The following is a 23,563-nucleotide window of genomic DNA, read 5'->3' as shown; positions in this document are numbered from 1 at the left end:
CCTCCGATCAGGTGTTGTTGGCCGGCATGGCTGCGATCAGTGGCGTGTCGACACCCACCCGACCCACCACCGCGCTACCGCCTGGTGATCCGAGCGCGGCGCTGCGACCGGGCAGGATCTGGCGGAAGAACGCCGCGTTGTCGTCGAGGTGGATCAACTCGTCCTCCGGAAGATCGCCTTCCCAATAGATGGCATCCACCCGGCAGGCCGGCTTACAGGCTCCGCAGTCGACACACTCGTCGGGATTGATGTACATCGTTCGGGCGCCTTCATAGATGCAGTCAACGGGGCATTCCTGCACGCAGGACTTCTCGGCCACGTCCAGGCATTCCTTGCCGATTACATAGGTCATGGTGTCACGGTATGCGGCAACCGTCAGCCCCCGCGCCTATCCAAGGCCCTCAACGAGAAGGACCAAAGACCCCTTTTCAGGAGGGGACCACAACCACTGGCACCCGCGCGGCGTGCGCGACCCTCGAACTGACCGAGCCCAGCAGCATCCCGGTGAATCCGCCGCGGCCGCGGCTTCCGACGACGACCAACTGGGCCCGCTCGGCCGCATCCAGCAGCCACTTCGCGGGCGTGTCGCAGACCAGCGATCGCTGCACGTGGACGTCGGGATACCGCTCCTGCCAGCCGGCCAATCGTTCGGCGAGCACCTGTTGTCCCTCGCCCTCGCGCTCGTGCCAATCCATGCCCAGCGCCGGGAAGACCCCGACATCGCTCCACGCGTGCAGCGCGACCAGGTCGACGCCGCGGCGGGAGGCTTCGTCGAACGCGAACGCCGTCGCGGCCTCCGACGCCGGCGAACCGTCGATACCCACCAGCACGGGTGCGTGCGGGTCCGGGGCAACGATGCCGTCGCCGCACCGAATGACCGCGACCGGGCAATGCGCGTGCTGGAGCAGCGCCGCCGTGACCGAACCCAGCAGCATCCGGCCCAACGCACCCATCCCCTGGCTGCCCACCACCACCAGCTGGGCCTGTTCGGATGCTTCGATCAGCGACGGAACCGCGTTGGCGTAGACCACCTCCACGTGGACTTCGGGCGGTTCGGTCCCGGTTTCGGACACCGTCTTGCGAGCGTGCGCGACGACCTCGTCGGCGTTGTCCTTCTGCCACGCCGGCATCTCGGTATAGAGCTGACCCACCGGCCAGCCGACGACGACGGGTGCGACCGCGTGCAGCAGGGTGAGCTGCACATCGCGCAGGGCGGCTTCGCGGGTCGCCCATGCCAGGGCCGCGTCGGACTCGGCCGAACCGTCGACCGCGACCAGGATCCCGTATTTCGCCACAAGGCCCGATACTACGAGACCCCTGCCGCCGGGCGTTGGGCCTGGGCTGACGTTGAGACTCGGGTTCTAGCGGCCGTCGCGAAGCAGTGTGTCGATGATGCCCAGCACGTCGGTGTCGCTCAGGTGCTGACCGTCCGAGACGATTCTGAGCAGCGCCTTGAGGTCCAGCATCTGCTGCAGATAGACCAGGCACGGTGGGCAGTCGGCCAGATGCCTGGCCACGATCGCGTCCCACTGGCGCGGGTCGGAGTCGACCAGGTCGTCGACGAGCCGGACGAATTCGACGCAGTCGATGGCGGGCACGGAGTCGTCGTAGACGGTCATCGTTGATACCGCCTTTCCAGTTCGTTGCGAAGGTTCCCTCGGGCGCGATACAGCAGCGCGCGCTGCGCGTCGGCCGACAGTTCCAGGATCTCGGCGGCTTCCTCCGACGACGTGCCGACCAGGTCGCGCAGGATGATTAGCTGGCGCTGCCGCACCGGCAGCGTGTCCAGCGCGGCCCGCACGAACCCGACGAGTTCGCGTTGCACGGTCCGGTCTTCCGGCAGGAACCGTCTCGACGGCGGCAGGCTCCAGTGCCCGGCGTCGGGGTGACCCGCCGGGTGCATCCGGCCCGACAGCGGATCGTCGTCCTCGGAGAGCACCTCGTGTTCGCGGATCCGGGTTTCCCGACGACGGTGCCGCAACGCGGTGTGCTTGACGATTCCGAACAACCAGGTGGCGATCGAGGAGCGGCCCTCGAACGACTCCGCTGACCTGAGCACCTGGATCCAGGCCTCCTGCACCACCTCTTCGGCCATCGCGGGTGAACTGACCATCGTGCAGGCGAACTTCACCATCGGCCGGTGATAGTCGCGTACCAGGCCGGCCAGCGAGAATCCGCCGACCGAGTGCTCGCTCAGCGCCATCTCAGGGGCAGCGGCCCAGTTCCCAGCGCAACTGAGCCTCAGACGGCGACTGCACCGGGATGAACGCGGCCTCCCGGTAGCGGCGGCTGGCGGGCGTCCTGCTCGCGTAGCCTTTGCCGCCGGCAGTGCGGACCTCCAAAGCTGCTCCGGCACTGGCGATTTGGGCAGAATCGAGGCGCAATTTCAGCAGTTCCCTCTTGCCGGGCGCCCGTTCTCCCCCGACCGCATCGGCCATTTCGGTCAGCCGCGTCTCTGCTGCAACGAGCTGGTGACCCAGCGTGTCGACCTCGTCGGTGTATACCGCATTCACCCCGGACAACCCCGACCTGGCTTGGGCCACAGCGGTTTTCGCCAAACCGATGCACATGGCGGACTGCAGCACCAGGAAGGTCGGCCGCACCGCGGCAAGGAACTCCTCGAAATCGGTGGACAACACCTGTTCGGCGGGGACGTGCACGTCGGACAAGTTGAGATACGACGACGCCGTGCTGTCCATCGCCAGCAACGTGAACCGGTCTCCTACCGTGACACCTGCGGTCCGCAGCGGCAGCGCAACGATCAGTTGCTCGCCTCGGTCGGTACGTGCCGCGGTGACCAGCAGCGAGTCCTCGTACAAGTTCGACGCCCACCGGATCGGACCGCTCACCCGGTAGCCGCCGTCGGCCGCTGTGGCGGTGAGTTCGAGGTTGCCGCACCCGGCCGACTCCTTGAAGGCGGCGGCCATGCCGGTCACCCCCAGTGCGGTGCCGGCCAGCAGCGGCTGCACCGCTGCGAGGCTGAATGGCGTTGCCGCCGTAAGCAGGTACTCCACCGTCATGCGGTTGGCCCACACCGAGAACCCGGTGCTCATGCACTCCCCGGAGATCGCCTTGATCACCTCGGCCATCCGGCCCAGCTTGCCGTCCGCATTGCCCGGTGCTCCCGCCCCGAGCAGACCCGCGGCACCCAGGCCGACGAAGCTGCGGCGCGCAGTGTCCGCACCGCGGTCCAATGCGTCCGCCCAGGCACGGATGTCTGCCAACAGATCGGGGTCGAGCAGGCCGGTCGTGGCGTCGATCGTGGTTGTCACTCTGTCTGCCTAGCCGATCGAAAGTTCCGAGTCGACAGTTACGGGACGCCTGAATGTATTCACCACGGGCGACCAGGCGATGGCGTTGTCATGGATCTCTTGCAGCGTTGCATCGTCGGCGTCGCCGGCCAATGTCACCGTGCAGCGCACGTCGGTGATACCCAGCACTTTGCCGTCCGGAGTGTCACCGACGCCCCACACGGCGGAGATGTCGATGTCGCCCTCCATCTCGACCTCGATCTTGGTCAGGGTCACCCCGCGGTGGGTGGCATTGGCCAGCAATCCGACCGAGATGCACGAGCCGAGCGCCGCCAGGCAGGCCTCGGACGGGTTGGGCGCCGAATCGTCGCCCAGCAGCGCCGGCGGTTCGCCGACCAGCATCGGCGCCAGATCGCGCACGTAGGTCATGTTGCGGAACCCGGACTCGCAGACCGTCTTGGCTTTCAGGGTCTTTCGGCCCGTGCTGGGGTCGGCCTTGGCGTTGCACGACAGGCGGTCCAGACCCTGAGCATCGATGACAAGCGCGTTGGTCATGACGTCCTCCACTTCTGCAGGCGATGTGCTGTTCGAAGCGTTAGTGCCGGCCCGACCGGAGAACGTGACGGTGAGCTACGTCACAAAGTCGATGAGCTCTTCGACGCGGCCGATCAGCGCCGGCTCCAAGTCGTTCCAGTCGCGCACCCTGGACCTGATCCGCTGCCAGGCCCGGGCAATGTCGGCCTGGTTGGCGTGCGGCCAGCCGAGCGCCTGGCAGACCCCGCACTTCCACTCGATGGTCCGCGGCACCGTCGGCCAGGACTCCAGGCCCAGCCGCTGCGGTTTGACGGCCTGCCAGATGTCGACGAAGGGATGCCCGACCACCAGGGTGTCGGCGCCGCCGGGGCCTTGTCGCACAGCCTCGGCGATGCGCGACTCTTTCGACCCGGCGACCAGGTGATCGACCAGCACCCCCAACCGGCGCCCGGGACCTGGCCGGAACTTGGCTACGACCCCTACCAAATCGTCGACCCCGCCCAGATATTCGACGACCACACCTTCGAGTTTCAGGTCCGCACCCCACACCTGGGCGACCAGCTCCGCGTCGTGGCGGCCTTCCACGTAGATGCGGCTGGCACGCGCCACCCGGGCCCGCGCGCCCGGCACGGCGACCGACCCGGACGCCGTCCGCGCAGGCGGGGCCGGTGCTGCCCGGCGCGGTGCGGTGAGGATCACCGGCTGGCCGTCCAGCAGGAAACCCGGACCCAGTGGGAAACCGCGGGTCTTGCCGTGCCGGTCCTCGAGGTCGACACGGCCGTACTCGACGCGGACCACCGCGCCGACGTAGCCGGTCTGGGCGTCCTCGACGACCATGCCCATCTCGACGGGGTGTTCTACAGAGCGGGGTTTGCGCCGCGCACCTCCGGCCAGGACATCGGTTCCATAGCGATCCATCACCCGGCAATAGTTCTTGCCGATCGTGAATTTCACGACGGGACACGCCGTGGGCGCGTCGCCGCTTTCACCCTCGCGGCAGAGGTGTCGACAGTCGGCGCCGCGCGAATGAGTGCCGGAGACGGTGAATCAAGCTGCAAAGTAACGGATCTGATTGATCCGGTCGCCGCGCCATGCCACGTCGGCGAACAAGACGCCGCGTCCGCGGCGGGTGTCGATCGACACCGCCACGGTTGGCCCGGCCCCGATCACCTTGGTCCACTTGGCATCCCGCAGTTGGTCGACGAGTTGGGCGAGGTCGATGCCCTCCTCGTCACCCAGCGTGATGGTGGCCGTGGCCACCAACGCCCGGGACGCGACGCCCTGCTCACCCCGTGCCACCGCACCGAGGAAGTTCTCCAGCACCTTCTTGTGCCGCGCGCCGACCCGACGAAAACCCGCCATGAAACCGACGGTGCCGAGCGGACCCTGATTGCCGAGCAATCCCCGGGCCAGGTTCACACCCGGTGGCAGGGCGCGCGTCCCTGACTTGAGGAACTGCAGCATCATTGCCGGCAACTCCCAGTACGCCCGCAGCCGGGCCACCTGCCACTGATCGCCGACCTTGCGCAGGTCGTAACGCAGGAAGGCCGGAATGCGCATGGTGACCGCCGGTCCCATCCCGACTTCGAGTTCGAGATCGCGCAGAACGGTGTGGCCCACCACGATGTCCAGGTCGCGATGAAACGTGATGTCCCGCGGACCGATGAAGGTGTCGTAGAAACGATAGATCTGGTCGTGCCCGACGTGCGGCCTCGATCCCACCGGGTCCTCGATGCGACCGTCGGCGGCGAAAACCTGCACCCAGGAGGCGCGGTCGTGCGCAGCCACCGCCTGCGGCGACCGCTCGACAGTGGCCAGCAGTTCAGCTCGGTCCGGCGTGGCCATCAGCGGCTCCCGATCAACTCGATGCTGGCAGTGCGCATCTCGGCCAGCGCGCGGGCGGTGGCGTCCGCCGATACGCCGGCAGTCAGACCCAGCAGCACCGTGGTGGTCAAGCCGGACCTGGCCGCGTCGCAGGCGGTGTGCCGCACACAGTGATCGGTGGCGACACCGACCACGTCGACCGCGTCGACGTCGCGCAGGCGCAGCCAATCCAGCAGTGCGGTCCCGATTTCGTCGACGCCTTCGAATCCGCTGTACGCCGCCGCGTAGGCGCCTTTGCGGAAGACCGCCTCGATGGGGCCGGTGTCGAGGGCGGCGTCGAATTCCGCGCCCAGGCTGCCCGCGCGGCAGTGCGGCGGCCAAGACGAGGCATAATCAGGATGGTCGGAGAAATGGTCGCCGGGGTCGATGTGAAAGTCCTTGGTGGCGACGACGTAATCGTAATCGCAATGGGCGGTGAGGTACTCGTTGATCGCCAGGCTCAGCGCATGTGCACCGGTGACCGCAACAGCTCCGCCCTCGCAGAAATCGTTCTGCATGTCGACGATGATGAGCGCCCGCACGAGTAAACCTTAGCGTCGTCGGACTGGTGCTGGTAGGTGCTCGGGAGTCGGGGTGGATTGGCATGAATCCGGCGGTTTGTGGGCTGTCCGGCCGGGGAACACAGCGGCCATGTTGATCCGACGAATCGCGCGACCCATGTTGTCAGCTGTCTTCATCGGCCAAGGGGTGGAGGCGTTGCTTAACCCGAAACCCGCAGCTCAAGCCGCCCAACCGACCGTCGACGGTTTGCAAGCGCTGCCCGAGTCAGTGAGTGCCAACATCCCGTCTGACCCCGAGACGTTCGCTCAGATCAACGCGGCGGTACAGATCGGCGGCGGGGTGCTGCTCGCCGCTGGTCGGCTGCCGCGGTTGGCGTCGGCGGCGCTGGCTCTGACAGTCATTCCGGGCAACCTTGGGACACACCAGTTCTGGACCGAAACCGACCCCGAGCGCAAGGCCGAGAAGCGGCGTGCCTTCCTGGGCGACGTGAGCCTGCTGGGCGGGCTGATCATCGCCTCCGCCGACACCGCGGGTAAGCCGTCGTTGGGTTGGCGGGGCCGACGGGCGGCCGAGCGACTCTCCGAGCGGGTGTCCGGGTCGAGTGACTCGCTGCTCGACTCCGACGTGGCCGAGCGCATCGTGCACGGCCTGCAGGTCGGGGCGGAGCGCAGCCGCGAACTGGCCAGCACCGCCGCCGAGAAGAGCGCACCGTACGCCGAAGCCGCATTGGAGCGGGGCCGCGAACTGGCCAGCACCGCCGCGGAGAAAAGCGCACCGCTCGCCGAAGCCGCGCTGGAGCGCAGCCGCGAACTGGCCAGCACCGCCGCCGAGAAGAGCGCACCGTATGCGAAGAAAGCACGCAAACGAAGTGAAGAGCTGGCCAGCACTGCGGTCGAGAAGAGCGCGCCGTATGCCAAGAAGGCCCGCAAGCGCAGCAAGAAACTGGCCGACACCGCGCAGGCGCGCAGTCTCGAGCTCGCCGAGACCGCCCGGCACCGCGGTGCCGAGATCGCCGACCGGGCGGCGGCACGCAGCAGCGAACTCGCCGACCGCGCCGCGCACCGGGGCAGCGAACTCGCCGACCGTGCCGCGCACCGGGGCAGCGAACTCGCCGACCGTGCCGCGCACCGGGGCAGCGAACTCGCCGATCGGGCGGTCGCGCGCGGCAACGAACTCGCAGAGACGGCGCGGGACCGGATCGACGACGAGTTCAGCAGCCGTCGCAAGCGCTGGCGTCGTTAGCCAGGAACGCAGTCACGATCGTCTCAACGTCCTGGTGCTCGCTGAGTTCCACCACGACACCGCTTTCGTCCGGGGCCAGCGGCTCCAGGGCGTCGAATTGCGACTGCAGTAATGCGGCCGGCATGAAGTGGGCGGACCGGGCCTGCAGGCGTGCGGCGATCAGCTCGGGTGTGCCGTGCAGGTGCAGAAACCGTGCCGTGTCGTTGTGTTTGCGTAGTTGGTCGCGGTAGCTGCGTTTGAGCGACGAGCAGCCGGCCACGCCGTCGCCGTGTTCAGCGAGCCAGGCGCCGACGCGTTCCAGCCAGGGGTGCCGGTCGGCGTCGGTCAGCGGTTCACCCGCACCCATCTTCGCGATGTTGGCCGGCGGGTGCAGGGTGTCGGCGTCCAGGAACGGCACCGCCATTCGCTGCGCCAGCGCGGCGCCCACGGTCGTCTTGCCCGATCCGGATACGCCCATCACGACTATCGGACCGCGTACGCGGCTCACGGAGCCGGTTCGACGCGGCTGCGGTTCCATTCCATCCAGCCGACGCCGCTGCGGCCGTCGGCGGTGGTGACCTCGACCCAGGCCCGCGGGAACTGGCTCACTCGCCCGTTGACGGCGGTCAGCCGTACCGGTGCGTGCGCGCGCACCGAAACGGCCGCGGTGATCCCAACCGGTTCCAGCGTCAACGTGGTGTCCTCCGGTAAACCGTTGGCGCCGAACGCTTCTCGAATTGTCACGGTGCTCAGCTCGACAATGCCGCCCGCTGCGTCCTGGGCGTAGCCGATACTGATGTGCGGCGTGTTCGGTATCTGCAGACTCAAGCCGTGCAGGTGGGTGCCGTCCTGCAGGTGTATCGCGCTCCACATCCAGTCCATGCTCCACCAATCGCGCACCCCCCAGGAGTGGTCGCGTTGTCCTGGCACCGAATCCAGCTGGTAGCGAGCATGTTTGACGGTGACGGCACCTGTGACGGTGCACGGGATCTCATACCGGGTGGTCAGCCGGTATTGGTAGGGGATTCCGACGGTCGTCCAGACCAGGTCCATCGCGACCTCGACCGGCTCGCCCGGCTCGCCGCGCAGCAACGCCGACGGGTCGGCATAGGACTGCCCTTGTGCACGGAGGTCGACCCGGTAGGTCTGCAGCGGGTCCTCGGCTGCGTGCGCGAGCTCGACGGTTTCGGTTTGTACCAGCCACGGGTCGGGCGGTAGCGGCACTGTGCAGTCGACGGCAATCGTGGGCAGCTGGGGCCCACACAGCAGTGCCTGCACCCAGGCCTGCTGTTCGTTGGCTATCCGGCCGAGACGAAACCAGCCCCCCAATCCTTCTGCCGCGCAGACGAAATCGGCGTACCAGCTCTCGCTCCACAACGGTTCGTCGGTGGGGGCGTGGGCGAGTTCGTCCTGCGGCGAAGGTCGTAGCGGTTCCGGCACCGCCGCGGCGGGCAGGGTGGCCAACGCGTCGGTATCCAACACGTGCTGGCAGTGCCGCTGCAGCAGCGTCATGAACATGCGGTCGCCGCGCTCGGTCTGCACGACCAGCATGGACGAGACGATCGCCATCATCACGCCGAAGAAACTCTGCCGGCGCACACCTTCCCGGACTTCTGCCAAGGTGATGGGTGACTGCGGCCCCAGCGCCTGATGGTAGGCCTGCAGCAGGTCCTCATACTGGGCGCGACGGTCCGCCACCGGCAGGGCGCAGCCCAGGAAGTAGGCCAGATCGGTCTGCGCCGGACCCCAGGAGACGGTCTGCCAGTCGACGACAGTGAGCGCCCGGTTGGCGCCCGGGGCGCCGAACAGCATGTTGTCCAGCCGGTAGTCACCGTGCACCAGGCCCTGAATTCCGCCGCGGGCGGCTTCTTCGGCCACATATCCGTCGAACGATCCCACCAGGCGCTCGCAGACCTCACGATGTTCCGGTGCGATCTGGTCGCCGTACCGGGTGACGAAGTCGGCGTACAACGCGCTGACCATGGCCTGGTTGAGCGGCGAATCCCGGTTGAGCCACTGCGCGTCAGCCAGGGCCGCATCCCCCAGCAGGGGGCCCTGCAACCGGCCCAGCTCAGTGACCCCCAGCAACGCCTGATCGGTTGTGGCACCGGCGATTTCATCACCCGCAGTGGCGGGACCAGCATCGTCGAGCAACAGATCGAAGATCCCGGTGGAGACGTCGACAGCGGCGTGGTAGCACGGCGCGATCGCCCCACCCAGGCGCGGTGCGATGCTGCGATAGAACCGGACTTCGCGCTCGTAGAGTCCCATCGCCAGGCCGGTCTGCCGGCTCACCGGGTCGGTGGCGGCGACTTTGAGCACCACCGATTGCGGGCGGTCGACATCGGGGGTGGCGTCGGTGGCGTACGTCAGCGCGATGCGGTAGCACTCGCTCATCTGGCCGGTGCCGATGCGTTCGACGGTGAAGTCGGTGACGGTACCGGCGCGCAGCGTCGCGGTCAGCCACTCGGCAGTGAGGTCGCCGGGCCGCTCGAGAGCCTGGTCTGTGTAGGGAGACGCCATACCGGTCAGCGTGCCAGGGAGAAGCCGTCCCAGGCCAGTCTGCGGTGCTGATGCGGATCGAACTCGACGCGGGTTTTCCGGTCGATCACCAGCACGGCACGGTCGGCGTGGGTGTAGACCGGCCAGTCGTCCCCCGGTACCCCGGTACGGCTGAACGCCCGCCAGCGCCGTTGTACCTGGTTGCTGACCTTGAGTGCGGGACGCCGATCGCCGGTGGCGGTCAGCAGCGCGCCGAACCGGGTCCGGTAGATGTCGAAGACGGCGAACAGTTCGGTGGCGTGCGTGGCGCCGAACCCCGACCACTGCAGCGTCCGGGGCGCGTAGTCGTACCGGTACAGATACGTGGGCGCGTGCGCGCCGTGCGCCTCGGCGATCTGCCAGGCCGCGGAACTGAACGCGAAATCACCACCCAGCTGGATGCAGGCCGAGGAATGTGGATACCTGGGGTAGGCGGCGGTAATGCGTTCGCGCGCAGCGGGTTCCAAGTCGGCGAGCAGCGCTTCGACCATCGCCTTATTGGTCGGCAACATGCCGAGGAAGCGGGTGAACAGACGTCCCTCGTCGGCGTTGGTGCCCACGATCAGCGGGACCTGGTGCGCCTGGCCGGACCGCATCGCCTCGATCGGATCGACCGGCACAACGTCGTCGCCGAAGACCGGACCGATCGGGAAGGCACCCAGGCGCTGTTGCATGCCCTGATCGATGAGCCGGTGCTGCGTGTCGATCAACTCGGCTGCCGACGCCCGCATCACCGCCTCGGCCGCATGCTGGCGGTTCGCGCCGAGCAGCTGGGCGAAACGGTCGGCGAACTCGGCGGCGACCTCCTGCGAACGCGTCATACCGGCTGCCGGGCTCTCCGAGATCGCCCGCTGGAACAGTCCCGCGGCGGCGGGAACGGCTAGCAGTGTCGCAGTGATGTGCGCGCCGGCGCTCTCCCCGAAGATCGTCACGTTGTCCGGGTCACCGCCGAACCCGGCGATGTTGTCCTTGACCCAGCGCAACGCCAGCACCAGGTCGCGCAGGTAGAGGTTGCTGTCGATGGTGACATCCGCGGTAGACAACGCCGACAGGTCCAGACAACCGAGGGCGCCCAACCGGTAGTTGACCGACACGTAGACGCAGCCGCGCCGGGCCAGCGCGGCCCCGTCGTAGATCGGGGTAGCCGAACTGCCCAGGATGTAGCCGCCGCCGTGCACGAAGACCATGACCGGCAACGGTTCGTCGTGCCCCTGTTCGGGAGTGACGACATTGAGGGTGAGGCAGTCTTCGCTCATCGGCTGGTACCTGCCGAGACCAAGCAGGGTATAGCGACGCTGCTGCGGTGCGCAGTTGGTGAACCCGTGACAGTGCCGGACCCCGGACCAGGGCTGCGCGGGCTGGGGCGCGCGGTAGCGCAGCGGGCCTACCGGTGGCCGGGCGTAGGGAATGGATCGCCACCGGTTGACGCCGTTGCGGGTGAAGCCTTCGACGGTGCCGGCGGTGGTGCGGGCGCGGACAGTGCGCTCATGCATAGACCGACGGTATCCGACACTACGTACATAGTGCGCACCGAAGCCCGAATCTCTGGGCGCGGCGGATAACCTGTCGGAATGCGCAACGCCGTGCTGGTGGCAGTGACACTGCTGGTTGCCGGCTGCTCGCAGACCGGTGGGGACCATGCCGGTCCTTCGCAGACCAGCAGCGCGGCCAGTTCGACCGTGACCAAGATTCCGTCACAAGCCAACCCGCCGTCGGCGGCGGTACCTGCTGCCGGCGCTCCGGTCGCTGCCGTGATCGCCTGGATCGAAGCTGGTCGCCCCGCCGAAGCCACGGGCTACAAGATCGGTGCGGACACCGCGTTCAGTGCCTCGGGGGGCAAAGCGAAATGCACGACCGACGCCAAGCACACCGCCGGTCTGCTGTCCTGTCTGGTCGAGCTCACCAACCCCCCGCCCCGACCCGAGACCGCCTACGGTGAGTGGAAAGGCGGCTGGGTCGATTTCGACGGCAGCCACCTGCAGGTCGGCTCCGCCCGCGCCGATCCGGGACCTTTCCTCAACGGCACCGGAGCCGAACTGGCCAACGGAGCCTCGGTGGCGTTTGACGACTTTCGTTGCCGCGCAGACCAAGTCGGCTTGTTCTGCGTGAACTACGCCCATCAGTCCGCGGCTCGGTTCAGCGCCGCGGGGATCGAACCGTTCGGGTGCCTGAGTTCGGTGCCGGCGCCCGAGGGTGTCGGGGTTGCCTTCAACTGCCCCTGACCGTCACCAGCTGACCGGTAGCTCTTTCATGCCGTAGATGTCGGATTCCTTGAACCGCAGTTCTGCTGCCGGCACCGCAAGTTTCAGGTCGGGCAGTCGGCGCGCCAACGTCGCGAACGCGACCTGCATCTCGACCCGGGCCAGGTTCGCTCCGATGCACTGGTGCGCACCGTAACCAAAGCCCAAGTGGCCGCGGGTATTTCGATCGACATCGAGATCGTCTGGATGGTCCACGAACGTCTCGTCCCAGTTCCCGGCGGGCAGGTTCATCAGCAACGCATCTCCGGCGCGGATCAGCTGACCACCGAGCTCGAAGTCTTCGGTCGCGATCCGATCCACCTGGCTGTGCACGATGGACAGGTAGCGCATGAGTTCCTCGACGATGTTGGCGATCACCGCCTTATCGTCGGTCTCCCCCAGGCGACGATAGACATCGGGATGCTCGAGTAGCGCAACCGTTCCCAGCGAAATCATGTTGGCCGTGGTTTCGTGACCGGCCTGCATCATGATGACGCTGCTCATCCCCGCCGTCTCGCGGGTGAGCTGTCCGGTCATGACGTAGTCGGTGACCAGGCGGCTTATCAGGTCGTCACCGGGTTCGTGTTCCTTGCGGTCCACGAGTTCCTGAATGTAGGCGTACATGGCCATGAAGGCCTGTGCCTTCTCCTCGTCGGAGGACTTGACGTCCAGGCCGACCGTGGTGTGGTGATGGAACAGTTCGAGGTCTTCCGGCGGCACGCCGAGCAGCAGCGCGATCACCAGCGAGGGGACCGGCAGCCCGAAGTCGCGGACCAGGTCCGCCGGGGGTCCGTTGCTGATCATCCGGTCGAGGTAATGGTCCACCAGTTGCTGAATCTGTGACCGCATCGCCTCGGTGCGCCGGAAGGTGAAATTGCTGGTCAGCATCCGGCGCAGCCGATGGTGCTCGGGATCATCGATCCGGGCGAACATGATCGGCGCGTTCTCGGTGTGCTGCGGTTTGAGGAAATCGGGGATGGTGTCGGCTGACAACCGCGGATCGACCAGCGCCGCCCGGATGTCCTGGTACCGGTTGACGATCCAGGCCTCTTGACCGTGCCACATGACTTTGCGCAGCCCGGCCTCGTCTCGCCAGGTGCCGAATTCGGCGGGCGGCGTGAGCGGGCACTGCGGCGAGCGCGGGACCGGGATGACCGGAAGGTCCGGTTCGGATCGGACATCGGAAGTTGTTGCCATGAACGATGATTCCCAACAAGTGTCAGTTGACTGTCAGTTATCCGAGCGTAGAGCTGCCCGCATCGGCAGTCAACAGCCCGTTACCCTGTAGCGGTGACAGCCGTTCAGGACCGGCCGACGCTGCGGGCCGATGCCGCGCGCAACGTCGAGCGGATCCTGCGCGCCGCGCGGGAGGTCTACGGCGAGATCGGGCCGGACGCGCCGGTGGAAGCGGTCGCGCGTCGAGCCGGCGTCGGCGAGCGCACCCTGTACCGCCGATTTCCCACCAAGGGCGAATTGGTCCGGGCCGCCCTGGACCACAGCATCGTCGAGAACCTGGGCCCGGCCATCGAGGTCGCCGTTCGCAGTGCCGATCCAGTGCGCGGTCTGACACAGCTGATCGAGGCGGCGGTCACCCTCGGCGCCCGCGAACAATCTCTGTTGATCGCAGCGCGGCGGGCCGGCTCACTGACACCGGACGTCTCTGACACCCTGAACGAGGCACTCGGCGAGCTGGTCCGGCGCGGCCAACGAGTCGGCCGCATCCGGTCCGACGTCGTCGCCGACGATTTGCCGCGGTTGATCGCGATGCTCTACGGCGTGCTGTCGACGATGGAACCAGCCAGCGACGGGTGGCGACGCTATCTCGCGCTCGTCATCGACGCGATCTCCAATGACCCGAGGCGACCGTTGCCGCCTGCCCCCGCCTTCTGTTTTGCGCCCGACCCGAACACCTGGTCGATCTAACCCGTCACCCGGATGCGCCGGGGGTCCCGTCGCCGCCGAACAGCAACCCGCCCACGCCACCGTTCCCGCCGGTCCCGTTGGCGCCGACGGTCGTGCCCGGCCCGCCGCCGGCACCGGCTCCCCCGTCGCCGCCGTCACCGATCAACGTGGTGGATCCGCCGTCGCCGCCGCTGCCGCCCGGCCCACCGGTACCGGCACCGGCCGACCCCCCGGCACCGCCGCGGCCACCGCCCCCACCATTGCCGAACAACCAGCCGCCGGAACCACCGCGACCACCGCGCGCACCGGCACCGCCCGTGCTGTCAGCGGGCGCGCCGGCACCGCCCACCCCGCCGATCCCGCCCTCGCCGAGCAGCCTGGCGGCACCACCCGCACCGCCGGCACCGCCGTTGCCGCCGACCCCGATCGCCTGGGTCAACGCGTCGCCACCGGACCCCCCGGCACCACCGTTGCCGAACAGCCAGCCACCGGCACCGCCGCTGCCCCCGATGCCGCCGTTTTCGCTGAAGTGCCCGCCACCCAGTCCGCCGCCGCCACCGGCACCACCCGCGCCGATCAACCCGGCACTGCCACCCAGCCCGCCGGCGCCGCCGACGCCGCCCGCTGCACTGGTCCCGCCGCCGCCTCCACTGGCGCCGTTGCCCAGCAACAATCCGCCGTTACCGCCGGCGCCGCCGAAACCACCGAGCCCGCCGGTGTCCGCGGCTGCCGTGACCGCGGCGCCGTGCCCACCGGCGCCGCCGTCACCGATCAACCAGGCGCTGCCGCCGGCGCCGCCCACCCCGCCGTTACCTGCCGCCGTCGCCAGTCCGCCCGGGCCGCCGGCGCCTCCGTTGCCGACGAGCAGACCACCCCAACCGCCGGCTCCACCGTTGCCGCCGCCGTTGGCACCCAAGCCGCCGGCACCGCCGGTGCCGCCCGCCCCGAACAGCATCGCCTGGCCGCCGGCGCCGCCGAGCCCACCGATCCCGGCGGGAGCGTCCCCGCCGGCGCCCCCGGTCCCGCCGTTACCGAACAACCAGCCACCGTTTCCGCCGGAACCACCGACAGCGCCGACCGCCCCCGCACCCCCGGTGCCGCCGTTGCCGAGCAAACCCGCCGCACCACCCCGGCCACCGGCGGGATGAACCCCGCCGCCCGACCCGCCGGCGCCGCCGTTGCCGAACAATAATCCGCCGGCCCCACCGTCGGCGCCGGTCCCGGCCGCGCCGTCGGCGCCGTTGCCGATCAACGGGCGGCCCAAAATTAACTGGAACGGCGCGTTGATCAGGTTCAGCAGGTCGGTCAGCGGCGCCGCGGCGGCCGCGTCGGCCCCCGCATACGCCGCGGCACCCCCGGCGAGCGCCGCCGCGAACTCGGTGTGGAGAGCTGCGGCCTGCGCACTCACCACCTGGTATCCCAGCGCGTGGCGGCCGAACACCGCCGCAACGGCGGCAGACACCTCATCGGCGCCCGCCGCGAGCACCTCTAGTGTCGGGGACGCGGCAATTGCGTTGGCCGCGTTGACCATTGACCCCAGCCTCGTCAACTGCGCCGCGGCGGCAGCCATCGTCTCAGGCGTGGTAACCACGGACGACATCGGCGCACCTCCCCGGATCCCGGCGGACGTGCAGCACAGAGTAGCGCTATCAGAGTTCGAGCAGGTGGATTTCGCCCGTCGTGCCGTCGACCTCGACGAGCGCCCCGGCCGGCAACACCCGGGTGGCGTCCCGCACGTCGACCACACACGGGAACCCGAACTCGCGGGCCACCACAGCTGCGTGCGACATGGGGCCGCCGAGCTCGGTGACCACCGCGGCGGCGTAGCAGAACGCGGCGGTGTAACCGACGTCGGTGACCTCGGCGACCAGGATCTCACCCGGTTGCAGGTCGTCGATGGTCTCCGGACGGACGATGCGCACCCGGCCGCGCACCCGGCCACCACAGACGCCGACGCCGCGCAGCGTGTCCCCGCCGGCCAGCATCGCCGCCGACGAGGTGGTGGGCTGCCAGGTTCCGCTGAACACGGTCGGCGGGACGACGGCCACCAGCCGGCGTTGCTCGGCGCGGCGCCTGGCCACCAAATCACCCACATTCGCGGGCAACGCGTCGAGTTCGTCCACCAACAGGTAGAACACATCGTCCACGGATCCGAACACACCCTCCTCGACCATCCGGCGTCCGTACTCGCGCAGCAGCCCACGAAGAACCCAGATGGCGCGCACCATCCTGTCCCGCCGTACCTCGCGGTCACGCAGCTGGCGGGCTGCCAACACCGCAACGGGCTTAGCGTGCAACGGGATCGACGCATGCTCGGGCGTGGGAGCGGGCGGGGCGTCGAGGGCCTTGGTCACCATCCGGACCAGCAACTCGGGATCGTCGGCGTAGCTCGTGGAGAGCATCTCGACCTCGGCCGGGCCACGGTGGCCCATCAGTGCCAGCTCGGCGAACACCGCGGCATGAAACTCCGGAGCCTCGACGGCCAGCTTGCCCAGCCGCGCACCGGGTTCGGCGAGCACCCGAAGCACCGTCGGGTCACGCCGCGCGGCCGCCACCAGCCGCTGCACCGCTTCGACGGATCGGGCGCTGACCAGCTCCGGTCCGGCGGTCGGCGCGGCCTCCCGACCGCACAGCCCCCGCAACAGGACGTTGAACGCGGCGCACAGCATGAACGACCCGGAGGCCAGCAGCCAGCCGTGCACCACGTGGTCGCGGGCCAGCAGGATCAGGCTGCGCAGCCGGCGATCACCGAGCCGGGTCACGTCGTCGCCGACCAGTTGCTCCAGTCGCTGCACGTCGGCGAGGTAGTCATCGGTGTCCAGCTGCGAACCGGCGCTCAGTCCCACCAGGTTGACGCCGAACACGCCGATATTGCGCACGGTGCGCAGCTGCCGGCGCACCGGATTCGTCTCCGACGGCGGACGTTCGTCACCGAAGATCGGCAGCGACGCCATGCTGGGACCGAAGAATCCGCTGTTACTGACGATGGTGGCGGGCTTGGCGAACGGCACTGTTTCGGCCATGAAGTGCGCCGACGTGATGGCCCCGTACAGCCGGTGCGCGAACACCGCGACGGTGCGCATCGCGATTTCCTTCTGCACCACCCCACCGGGCCGCAGCCGTTCGGCGATGCCCACCCCGCCGGCACGCAATCCCCGCACCGTCACCGATGCCGACGACGGCGAGAACGGACCGGGTAGCGCCTCGGACAAATTGGTGGCCAGGAAGGTCGGGAACCGCGGGTCGATCGGGGTGTCGAATTCGCCGTTGTCACCGGCGGGGCCGGCCAGCCGGGGCACCACGCCGTCGTCGGCGGGGGTGTCGACGGCGGGCAGGTCCTGGACGGGGGCCAGCCGCCACGGTAGCGCGAACACCCGCCGGCCCACCGCGACTCGGCCTCGCACCGCCAGCGCGAAATCCTGCAGGCATTCTTCGGCGGTCCAAGCCGGGGTGAATCCCCAGGCGTCATGTAACCGCGAGGTGTCCAGCAGCGCCGCGTCCGGCAGCATGGCCCGACGCCCGAGGGCGGCGAGCCTGGCGCCGACGGGCAGGACCGGACGTCCCAGCGCCGCCGCGAACTGACGCCACGTCAGCGAACCGACTGCGGCCAGATGGATTGCGCCGAAGCAGTTTTCGTCGCCCAGTACGGCGAGCGTCAGCAGCCGCAGCACATCATCGGTGTGCACCACCTGCACTCGCCGGTCGGTCGAGGCGACGGGCAGCACCGGGCGCGCGGCGAGCCGGCGCAGTTCATCGTCGACGCCGCGGCCCACCACCAGCGGCAGTCGGATCGCCACCCACGGCGTGCCGGACGCGGCAAGCACCGCCTCGGTCTGCGCCGATCGCCAACCGGCCAGAGTTACCGGATTGACCGCGGCGTCCTCGGTCACCGGTCCGGTCGCATCGCCGTAGACCTGCGCCGAGGAGACGAACACGATGCGCTGGGCTCCGGCCGCGACCACATCGGCGATGCCTTCGGGCGCCAGCTCGAGCAGCACGACGACGTCCGCTCCCGCGGCGGCACGCCGCAACACCGTGGCGTCGCGGCTCTCAGCGGTAACGAATTCAGCTGCGGCGGGCCAACTCTCGGGCCGCCGGCGGTCGATACCGATGACCTGGTGACCCAGGTTCAGCAACCCGGTCACCAGGCCGCGGCCCAGCACTCCGCCGGCCCCGGTGACGGCAATCCTCACTGAATCGCCACTATTCGTCGTCGTCCATGAATGCCGCGTTGACCAGGTCGTCGAGGTCCATCTCGGCGATGTCCTTCTGGCCGGATTGAACCGCACCGTTGCCGGCGCTCGCGGTTTCGTCGGCCAGCGCCAGCAACAGATCCAACACGCCAGCCTGGCGCAGCCGTTTGACGGGGATGGACGCGACGACCCGCTGCAGCTCCTCTTCGCCGGGCGCTGCTGTCGCCCGGTCCTCCTGCCCGTCGGTGCCGAGCAGCTCGCGGTGGAAGTAGCCGGCCAGGGCCGCCGAGTTCGGGTAGTCAAAAATCAGCGTCGGCGAAAGCGGCAGACCGGTGGCAGCTTTGAGTCGGTTGCGCATCTCGACCGCGGTCAGCGAATCGAAGCCCAGTTCCTGGAAGGCCCGGTCCGGGTGGATGGACTCAGGTGTGCCGCTACCGAGCACGGTGGCGATATGTGAGCGCACCAGATCCAGCAGTAAGGCATGCTGCTCATCCTCGGCCAGTCCCTCCAGCCGTTGCAGCAGCGCGGATTTCGACTTCGCGGCGGCCAGCGAGTCGTCGACCTGGCGGCGCGCCGGCGCATTGATCAGGTCGACGAACATCGGCGGCAGCGTTCCCGCATCGAACTTGGCCCGTAGCGCCACCAGGTCGATGTGGGCGGGCAGCAGGAACGGCTCGTCGACAATGACTGCGGTGTCGAACAATTCCAGCGCTTCCTGCGACGACATCGCCACGATCCCGTCCCGGGCGAAGCGGGCCAGATCGGCCTGTCCCAACCCCGCAGCCAAACCGCCGGACTGTTCCCACAGCCCCCAGCCGAGGGAGACGGCGGGCAGGCCCTGCGCGTGCCGGTGGGCAGCGAGCGCGTCCAGGAACGAATTGCCGGCCGCGTAATTGGCCTGCCCGGAGGCGCCCGCCAGGCCGGCGATCGAGGAAAACATCACGAACGCCGACAATTTCAGGTCGCGGGTCAATTCGTGCAGGTTCCAGGCCGCGTCCACCTTGGCCCGCAGCGCCGCGTCCACCCGCTCCGGTGTCAGCGACGTCACCACCGCATCGTCCAATGTTCCCGCCGCATGGATCACCGTCGACAGCGGATGCTGTGCCGGGATGTCGCCGATGACCCGGGCCAGCGCGTCCCGATCGGCGGCGTCGCAGGCCACTACCTGCACGTCGGCGCCGGCGGCGGTCAACTCGGCGGTCAATTCCAGCGCGCCCGGAGCGTCCGGCCCGCGCCGACTCACCAACAGCAGGTGACCTGCGCGGTGGCGGTGCACCAGATGGCGGGCCAGCGCAGCACCCGCCATACCGGTCCCGCCGGTGATCAGGATGGTGCCTTCTGCCAGGGTCGACTGCATGGTCATCACGACCTTGCCGACGTGGCGGGCCTGGCTGAGGTAGCGCAACGCCGCGGGTGCGCGTCGCACGTCGAACGTGGTGGCCGGCAACGGCTTCAGCACGCCCGCCCGGAACAGCGCGGCCAGCTGGGCCAGCAGCTGCTGGATGTGGTCGGGTCCGGCTTCGAACAGGTCGAAGGCGCGGTAGCGCACTCCCGGGTGCTGTTCGGCGACGGTGGCGGCATCGCGGATGTCGGTCTTGCCCATCTCCAGGAAGATCCCGCCCGCCGCGACCAGTCGCAGGGAGGCGTCGACGAATTCACCGGACAGCGAATCCAGCACGACGTCGAATCCCGCGGCCCTGCCATTCGCGGCAGCGACAGCACTGAACTTGCCCTCGAACTCCAGGCTGCGCGAATCGGCGATGTGATCGTCGTCGAAGCCCAACGCGCGCAGGGTGTCCCACTTGCCCCGGCTGGCGGTGGCGAAGACCTCCACGCCCCAGTGCCGGGCCAGCTGCAGCGCGGCCATGCCCACGCCGCCCGCGGCGGCGTGCACCAGCAGCCGCTGGCCGGGTTGCACGTCGGCCAGCACTCTGAGTGCGTAGTACGCGGTCGCGAAGACGACCGGGGCGGTGGCCGCCTCGACATCCGACCAACCTGCCGGAATGCCGATCAACAGCCGCTCGTCGGTGGTGGCCACGGTTCCGGTCCCCTCCGGGAACAGTCCGGCGACCCGGTCACCGACAGCGAAACAGCTTGCATCCGAACCTGTTTCGATCACCGTGCCGGAGGCTTCGACGCCCATCGCCGCATCCGGGTCAGGGTAGAGCCCCAGCGCGATCATCACGTCGCGGAAGTTGGCGGCCATTGCGCTGGTGGCGATCCGCACCTGACGCGGCGGCAACGGGTCGCCGACGTCGGGAAGCGGTTCGGCGCGCAGGTTATCGAAGGTGCCCGCGGTGCTCATGGCCAACCGCCACGGCCCGTCGGCAGGTGGTGTCAGCAGCGCGCGCACCGCGCGACTGCCGTGCACCCGCGCGATGTGGGTGACGCCGTCACGCAGCAACACCTGCGGCTCTCCGACCGCCAGGACGGCAGCTGCCTCGTCGTCACCGATGGGTACATCGGTGTCCACCAACACGATCCGGCCCGGGTTCTCGGTCTGGGCCGAACGCACCAGGCCCCAGACGGCGGCACCGGCCAGATCCTCGACATCCGCGCCGGGCGCCGCCACCGCACCGCGGGTGACCACGAGCAGCACCCCCGATTCGTGCTCGGCCAGCCACGATTGGACGGCGCGCAGCGCCGCGTGGGTGGCACGGTAGACACCGGCGAGGCCGGCACCAACGGCGGGGGTGGATTCGTAGACCTGGTACGGCGGAATGCTCGTCGCCGCGACCGTCGGCGACGGTGACCAGACCACCTCGAAGAGCCGGTCGCCGCCGGCACCCGTCAGCGCCGCCTTGAGCTGTTGCTCGGTCACCGGGCGGGCCACCATCGAGGCCACCGACAACACCGGCAACCCCAGCGCGTCAGTCAGTTCCAGCGACACCGACGACGGCCCGGTGGGTGTGATGCGGGCCCGCACCGCTGACGCACCGGCGGCGTGCAGGGATACGCCCTGCCAGGCGAACGGCACCAGGACTCCGTCGCTGCGCTCGAGTGCGGCGTCGTCGCCGGCGATCAGCGCGTGCAGCGCCGCGTCCAGCAGCACCGGGTGCACCCCGAAGCCTGCCGGCGACACCCCGGCCGCATCCGGCAACGTCACCTCCGCGAACAGGTCCTCACCGCGACGCCACATCGCGGTCAGGCCCTGAAAGCCCGGACCATAGCCGTATCCGCATTCGGCGAGCCGCTCGTAGGTTCCTGCGATATCCACCGGCTGGGCCCCGGCCGGCGGCCACGCCGTCACATCGGTACCGCCCTGCGCGGGTGTTGAACTGACCGTTCCCTCAGCGTGCAGCAGCCATCCCGATCCCTCCGCGCGGGAGAACACCGATACCGCACGCGAGCCGGTGTCGGTGGCGGCATCGACGACGACCTGCACCGCCACCGAACCTGTGTCCGGCACGAGCAGCGGTGCGGCCAAAGTGAGTTCGTCGACCATCGAGCAGCCGACCTGATCGCCGGCGCGGATGACCAGCTCCACGAAACCGGCGCCGGGGAAGATCACCACGCCACCCACGGCGTGGTCTTTCAACCAGCCGTGTGTGGCCGACGACAGCCGACCGGTGAGCACCACTCCGCCCGACGACGGCAGGTCGACCACGGCGCCGAGCAACGCGTGTTCACCGGCGGTCAACCCAAGACCGGCCGCGTCGACGTTGGCGGTCCCGTTGGACAACCAGAATCGGCGCCGCTCGAAAGCGTACGTCGGCAGTTCGACGAAGTGGGCACGGCCCAGCACGGCCTGCCAGTCCACCTGGGAGCCCGCGACGAAAGCCTGTGCCACCGCATTGGTCAGCGTCACCGGCTCGGGCCGGTCCTTGCGCAGCGCACAGACGGTGGTGACGGGGACGTCGGGCAGTGACTCCTCGATGGCGGCCGTCAAACCGCCGGTGGGACCGACTTCGAGGAACCTTGTCGCGCCGGACGATTGGGCGAAGCGGACGCTGTCGGCGAAGCGAACCGATTCGCGGACATGCCGTTTCCAGTAGGCAGCGGAGCCGAAGTCGTCTCCGACGAGTTCTCCGGTCAGGTTCGAGATGACCGCGATCTTGGCCGGCCCGACCGGAAGTCCGGCCGCGACCGCACCGAACTCGTCGATCATCGGGTCCATCAGCGGGGAATGGAAGGCGTGCGACACCGCGAGTTGGTGCACGCGGCGGCCCTCGGCGCGGAAGTGTTCGGTGACCGCGGCCACCCCTGCCGCGGCGCCGGAGACGACCACCGAGGCGGGGCCGTTGACGGCGGCGATGCTGACCTCCGGGCTGAGGCGCGGACGGACTTCGTCCTCCGTGGCCTGGATCGCCACCATGGCACCGCCGGCGTCGAGGCGCTGCATGAACCGGCCGCGTGCGGCGACCAGGACCGCGGCGTTCTCCAGTGCCAGCACCTCGGCGACATGGGCGGCCGAGAGCTCACCGACGGAGTGGCCCATCACGAAATCGGCTCGCACACCCCAGGATTCCAGCAGCCGGAACAGTGCGACCTCGACGGCGAACAACGCCGGTTGCGCGAATTCCGTAGTATTCAGCAGGTTTTCGTCAGTGCCCCACATCACCTCGCGCAGCGGGCGCAGCAGGTGGCGATCCAGCTCGGTGACGACGGTGTCGAACGCCGCGGCGAACACCGGGTAGGTGGCGTGCAATTCCCGGCCCATGCCCAGGATCTGGGCGCCTTGGCCGGGGAAGACGAAGACGGTCTTGCCGCCGGGTTGGGCCACACCCTGGATGGCAGTGCCGGCCTGGTCACCGTGCGCTACCTCGGCGAGCCCGTTCAGCAGCGTTGCGCGGTCGGCGCCGACCACCACCGCCCGGTGCTCGAAGGACGACCGTCCCGCCAGGCTCCAGCCGATGTCAGCGACATCCAGCTCGGCGTGGGCGGTGACGTAATCGGCCACGCGAGCGGCCTGCGCCTGCAGCGCTAGGGCCGACTTCGCCGACACCACCCATGGCACCACCGCCGGTTTGGGCCCGTCCGCGTCGACCACTTCCACAGCCGGCGCGGACTCGATGATCACGTGCGCGTTGGTGCCACTGATCCCGAACGAGGACACACCTGCACGCCGCACCCGGCCCGATGCCGGTTCGGCCGGCCACGGCCGCGCCTGGGTCACCAGTTCGACCGAACCCGCCGTCCAGTCCACGTGCGGGCTCGGCTCATCGACATGCAACGTCGCCGGCACCACCTCATGACGCAACGCCTGCACCATCTTGATCACACCGGCCACCCCGGCAGCAGCCTGCGTATGACCCATATTCGACTTGACCGAACCCAGCCACAGCGGTCGACCCGC

General features: G+C 68.9%; 18 protein-coding genes and 1 pseudogene. 3 read left to right on the top strand and 16 right to left on the bottom strand.

What is annotated here, in order from left to right; genetic code table 11:
• Positions 1–7: 7 nt before the first annotated feature.
• From fdxA to pncA, 9 genes are all read right to left on the bottom strand, one after another.
• Positions 8–352, bottom strand: a complete 345-nt coding sequence (fdxA, locus tag AC5Y5Z_RS15920; RefSeq protein ID WP_463824355.1) for a ferredoxin — start codon at positions 350–352, stop codon at positions 8–10.
• Positions 353–428: 76 nt separating this feature from the next.
• Positions 429–1,295, bottom strand: a complete 867-nt coding sequence (locus AC5Y5Z_RS15915; protein ID WP_463824356.1) for a universal stress protein — start codon at positions 1,293–1,295, stop codon at positions 429–431.
• A gap of 66 nt (positions 1,296–1,361) precedes the next feature.
• Positions 1,362–1,619, bottom strand: coding sequence for a hypothetical protein (locus AC5Y5Z_RS15910; RefSeq protein WP_499926202.1), 258 nt, complete (start codon positions 1,617–1,619; stop codon positions 1,362–1,364).
• A complete protein-coding gene (locus AC5Y5Z_RS15905; protein ID WP_463824358.1) occupies positions 1,616–2,203 on the bottom strand; it encodes an RNA polymerase sigma factor in 588 nt (195 codons plus the stop codon). The genes AC5Y5Z_RS15910 and AC5Y5Z_RS15905 overlap by 4 nt, the downstream gene beginning before the upstream one ends.
• Before the next feature lies 1 nt (position 2,204).
• Entirely contained in the window at positions 2,205–3,272 is a 1,068-nt protein-coding gene (locus AC5Y5Z_RS15900; protein WP_499926200.1) for an acyl-CoA dehydrogenase family protein, read from the bottom strand.
• A gap of 9 nt (positions 3,273–3,281) precedes the next feature.
• Entirely contained in the window at positions 3,282–3,806 is a 525-nt protein-coding gene (locus tag AC5Y5Z_RS15895) for an OsmC family protein (RefSeq protein ID WP_463824360.1), read from the bottom strand.
• Between the two features lie 75 nt (positions 3,807–3,881).
• Entirely contained in the window at positions 3,882–4,706 is an 825-nt protein-coding gene (locus tag AC5Y5Z_RS15890) for a DUF3097 domain-containing protein (RefSeq protein ID WP_499926405.1), read from the bottom strand.
• Between the two features lie 126 nt (positions 4,707–4,832).
• Entirely contained in the window at positions 4,833–5,630 is a 798-nt protein-coding gene (locus AC5Y5Z_RS15885) for a nuclear transport factor 2 family protein (protein WP_499926197.1), read from the bottom strand.
• Positions 5,630–6,190 (bottom strand): pyrazinamidase PncA, encoded by a 561-nt coding sequence (pncA, locus tag AC5Y5Z_RS15880; protein WP_499926195.1) that lies wholly within the window; start codon positions 6,188–6,190, stop codon positions 5,630–5,632. Before pncA ends, AC5Y5Z_RS15885 begins: the two co-directional genes overlap by 1 nt.
• Positions 6,191–6,299: 109 nt before the next feature.
• On the opposite strand from pncA, the pseudogene AC5Y5Z_RS15875 reads away from it, so the two are divergent.
• Positions 6,300–7,301, top strand: a pseudogene (locus tag AC5Y5Z_RS15875) (DoxX family protein); the annotation flags it as partial.
• Between the two features lie 79 nt (positions 7,302–7,380).
• Here the strand turns inward: AC5Y5Z_RS15875 and AC5Y5Z_RS15870 are convergent.
• Genes AC5Y5Z_RS15870 through AC5Y5Z_RS15860 form a run of 3 tightly spaced genes read right to left on the bottom strand, consistent with a single transcriptional unit; the run spans position 7,381 to position 11,425 of the window.
• Positions 7,381–7,869: a gluconokinase gene (locus AC5Y5Z_RS15870; protein ID WP_499926193.1), complete on the bottom strand. Its 489-nt coding sequence runs from the start codon at positions 7,867–7,869 to the stop codon at positions 7,381–7,383.
• Positions 7,870–7,895: 26 nt separating this feature from the next.
• Positions 7,896–9,914 (bottom strand): DUF7064 domain-containing protein, encoded by a 2,019-nt coding sequence (locus tag AC5Y5Z_RS15865; RefSeq protein WP_499926191.1) that lies wholly within the window; start codon positions 9,912–9,914, stop codon positions 7,896–7,898.
• Between the two features lie 5 nt (positions 9,915–9,919).
• Complete coding sequence (locus tag AC5Y5Z_RS15860; protein ID WP_499926189.1) at positions 9,920–11,425, bottom strand: carboxylesterase/lipase family protein; 1,506 nt, start codon at positions 11,423–11,425, stop codon at positions 9,920–9,922.
• A gap of 78 nt (positions 11,426–11,503) precedes the next feature.
• On the opposite strand from AC5Y5Z_RS15860, the gene AC5Y5Z_RS15855 reads away from it, so the two are divergent.
• The gene (locus tag AC5Y5Z_RS15855) at positions 11,504–12,154 is read left to right on the top strand and encodes a hypothetical protein (RefSeq protein WP_463824367.1); all 651 of its coding nucleotides are present in this window, start codon (positions 11,504–11,506) and stop codon (positions 12,152–12,154) included.
• Positions 12,155–12,157: 3 nt separating this feature from the next.
• On the opposite strand, the gene AC5Y5Z_RS15850 is transcribed toward AC5Y5Z_RS15855, so the two are convergent.
• Entirely contained in the window at positions 12,158–13,369 is a 1,212-nt protein-coding gene (locus AC5Y5Z_RS15850) for a cytochrome P450 (protein ID WP_499926187.1), read from the bottom strand.
• Positions 13,370–13,462: 93 nt separating this feature from the next.
• On the opposite strand from AC5Y5Z_RS15850, the gene AC5Y5Z_RS15845 reads away from it, so the two are divergent.
• The gene (locus tag AC5Y5Z_RS15845) at positions 13,463–14,095 is read left to right on the top strand and encodes a TetR/AcrR family transcriptional regulator (RefSeq protein WP_499926185.1); all 633 of its coding nucleotides are present in this window, start codon (positions 13,463–13,465) and stop codon (positions 14,093–14,095) included.
• Between the two features lie 4 nt (positions 14,096–14,099).
• Here AC5Y5Z_RS15845 and AC5Y5Z_RS15840 read toward each other — a convergent pair whose 3' ends face one another.
• From AC5Y5Z_RS15840 to AC5Y5Z_RS15830, 3 genes are all read right to left on the bottom strand, one after another.
• Positions 14,100–15,674, bottom strand: a complete 1,575-nt coding sequence (locus tag AC5Y5Z_RS15840) for a PE family protein (protein ID WP_499926183.1) — start codon at positions 15,672–15,674, stop codon at positions 14,100–14,102.
• A 49-nt stretch (positions 15,675–15,723) separates the two neighbouring features.
• The gene (locus AC5Y5Z_RS15835) at positions 15,724–18,267 is read right to left on the bottom strand and encodes a PEP-utilizing enzyme (RefSeq protein WP_499926181.1); all 2,544 of its coding nucleotides are present in this window, start codon (positions 18,265–18,267) and stop codon (positions 15,724–15,726) included.
• 10 nt (positions 18,268–18,277) lie between these two features.
• Positions 18,278–23,563: type I polyketide synthase (locus AC5Y5Z_RS15830; RefSeq protein WP_499926179.1), on the bottom strand; the 5,286-nt coding region annotated here is incomplete at its 5' end.

This window comes from Mycobacterium sp. NGS29 (assembly GCF_059812965.1).
The sequence above is the reverse complement of the archived record's forward strand: the minus strand, read 5'-3'. Positions and strand labels throughout refer to the sequence as shown.

What these genes read in the sequence shown, in the direction of transcription:
- AC5Y5Z_RS15855 (WP_463824367.1), top strand. Translation starts at nt 11,504, where the DNA reads ATGCGCAACGCCGTGCTGGTGGCAGTGACACTGCTGGTTGCCGGCTGC.
- AC5Y5Z_RS15840 (WP_499926183.1), bottom strand. Translation starts at nt 15,674, where the DNA reads ATGTCGTCCGTGGTTACCACGCCTGAGACGATGGCTGCCGCCGCGGCG.
- AC5Y5Z_RS15905 (WP_463824358.1), bottom strand. Translation starts at nt 2,203, where the DNA reads ATGGCGCTGAGCGAGCACTCGGTCGGCGGATTCTCGCTGGCCGGCCTG.
- AC5Y5Z_RS15910 (WP_499926202.1), bottom strand. Translation starts at nt 1,619, where the DNA reads ATGACCGTCTACGACGACTCCGTGCCCGCCATCGACTGCGTCGAATTC.
- AC5Y5Z_RS15860 (WP_499926189.1), bottom strand. Translation starts at nt 11,425, where the DNA reads ATGCATGAGCGCACTGTCCGCGCCCGCACCACCGCCGGCACCGTCGAA.
- AC5Y5Z_RS15850 (WP_499926187.1), bottom strand. Translation starts at nt 13,369, where the DNA reads ATGGCAACAACTTCCGATGTCCGATCCGAACCGGACCTTCCGGTCATC.
- AC5Y5Z_RS15865 (WP_499926191.1), bottom strand. Translation starts at nt 9,914, where the DNA reads ATGGCGTCTCCCTACACAGACCAGGCTCTCGAGCGGCCCGGCGACCTC.
- fdxA (WP_463824355.1), bottom strand. Translation starts at nt 352, where the DNA reads ATGACCTATGTAATCGGCAAGGAATGCCTGGACGTGGCCGAGAAGTCC.
- AC5Y5Z_RS15895 (WP_463824360.1), bottom strand. Translation starts at nt 3,806, where the DNA reads ATGACCAACGCGCTTGTCATCGATGCTCAGGGTCTGGACCGCCTGTCG.
- AC5Y5Z_RS15885 (WP_499926197.1), bottom strand. Translation starts at nt 5,630, where the DNA reads ATGGCCACGCCGGACCGAGCTGAACTGCTGGCCACTGTCGAGCGGTCG.
- AC5Y5Z_RS15870 (WP_499926193.1), bottom strand. Translation starts at nt 7,869, where the DNA reads ATGGGCGTATCCGGATCGGGCAAGACGACCGTGGGCGCCGCGCTGGCG.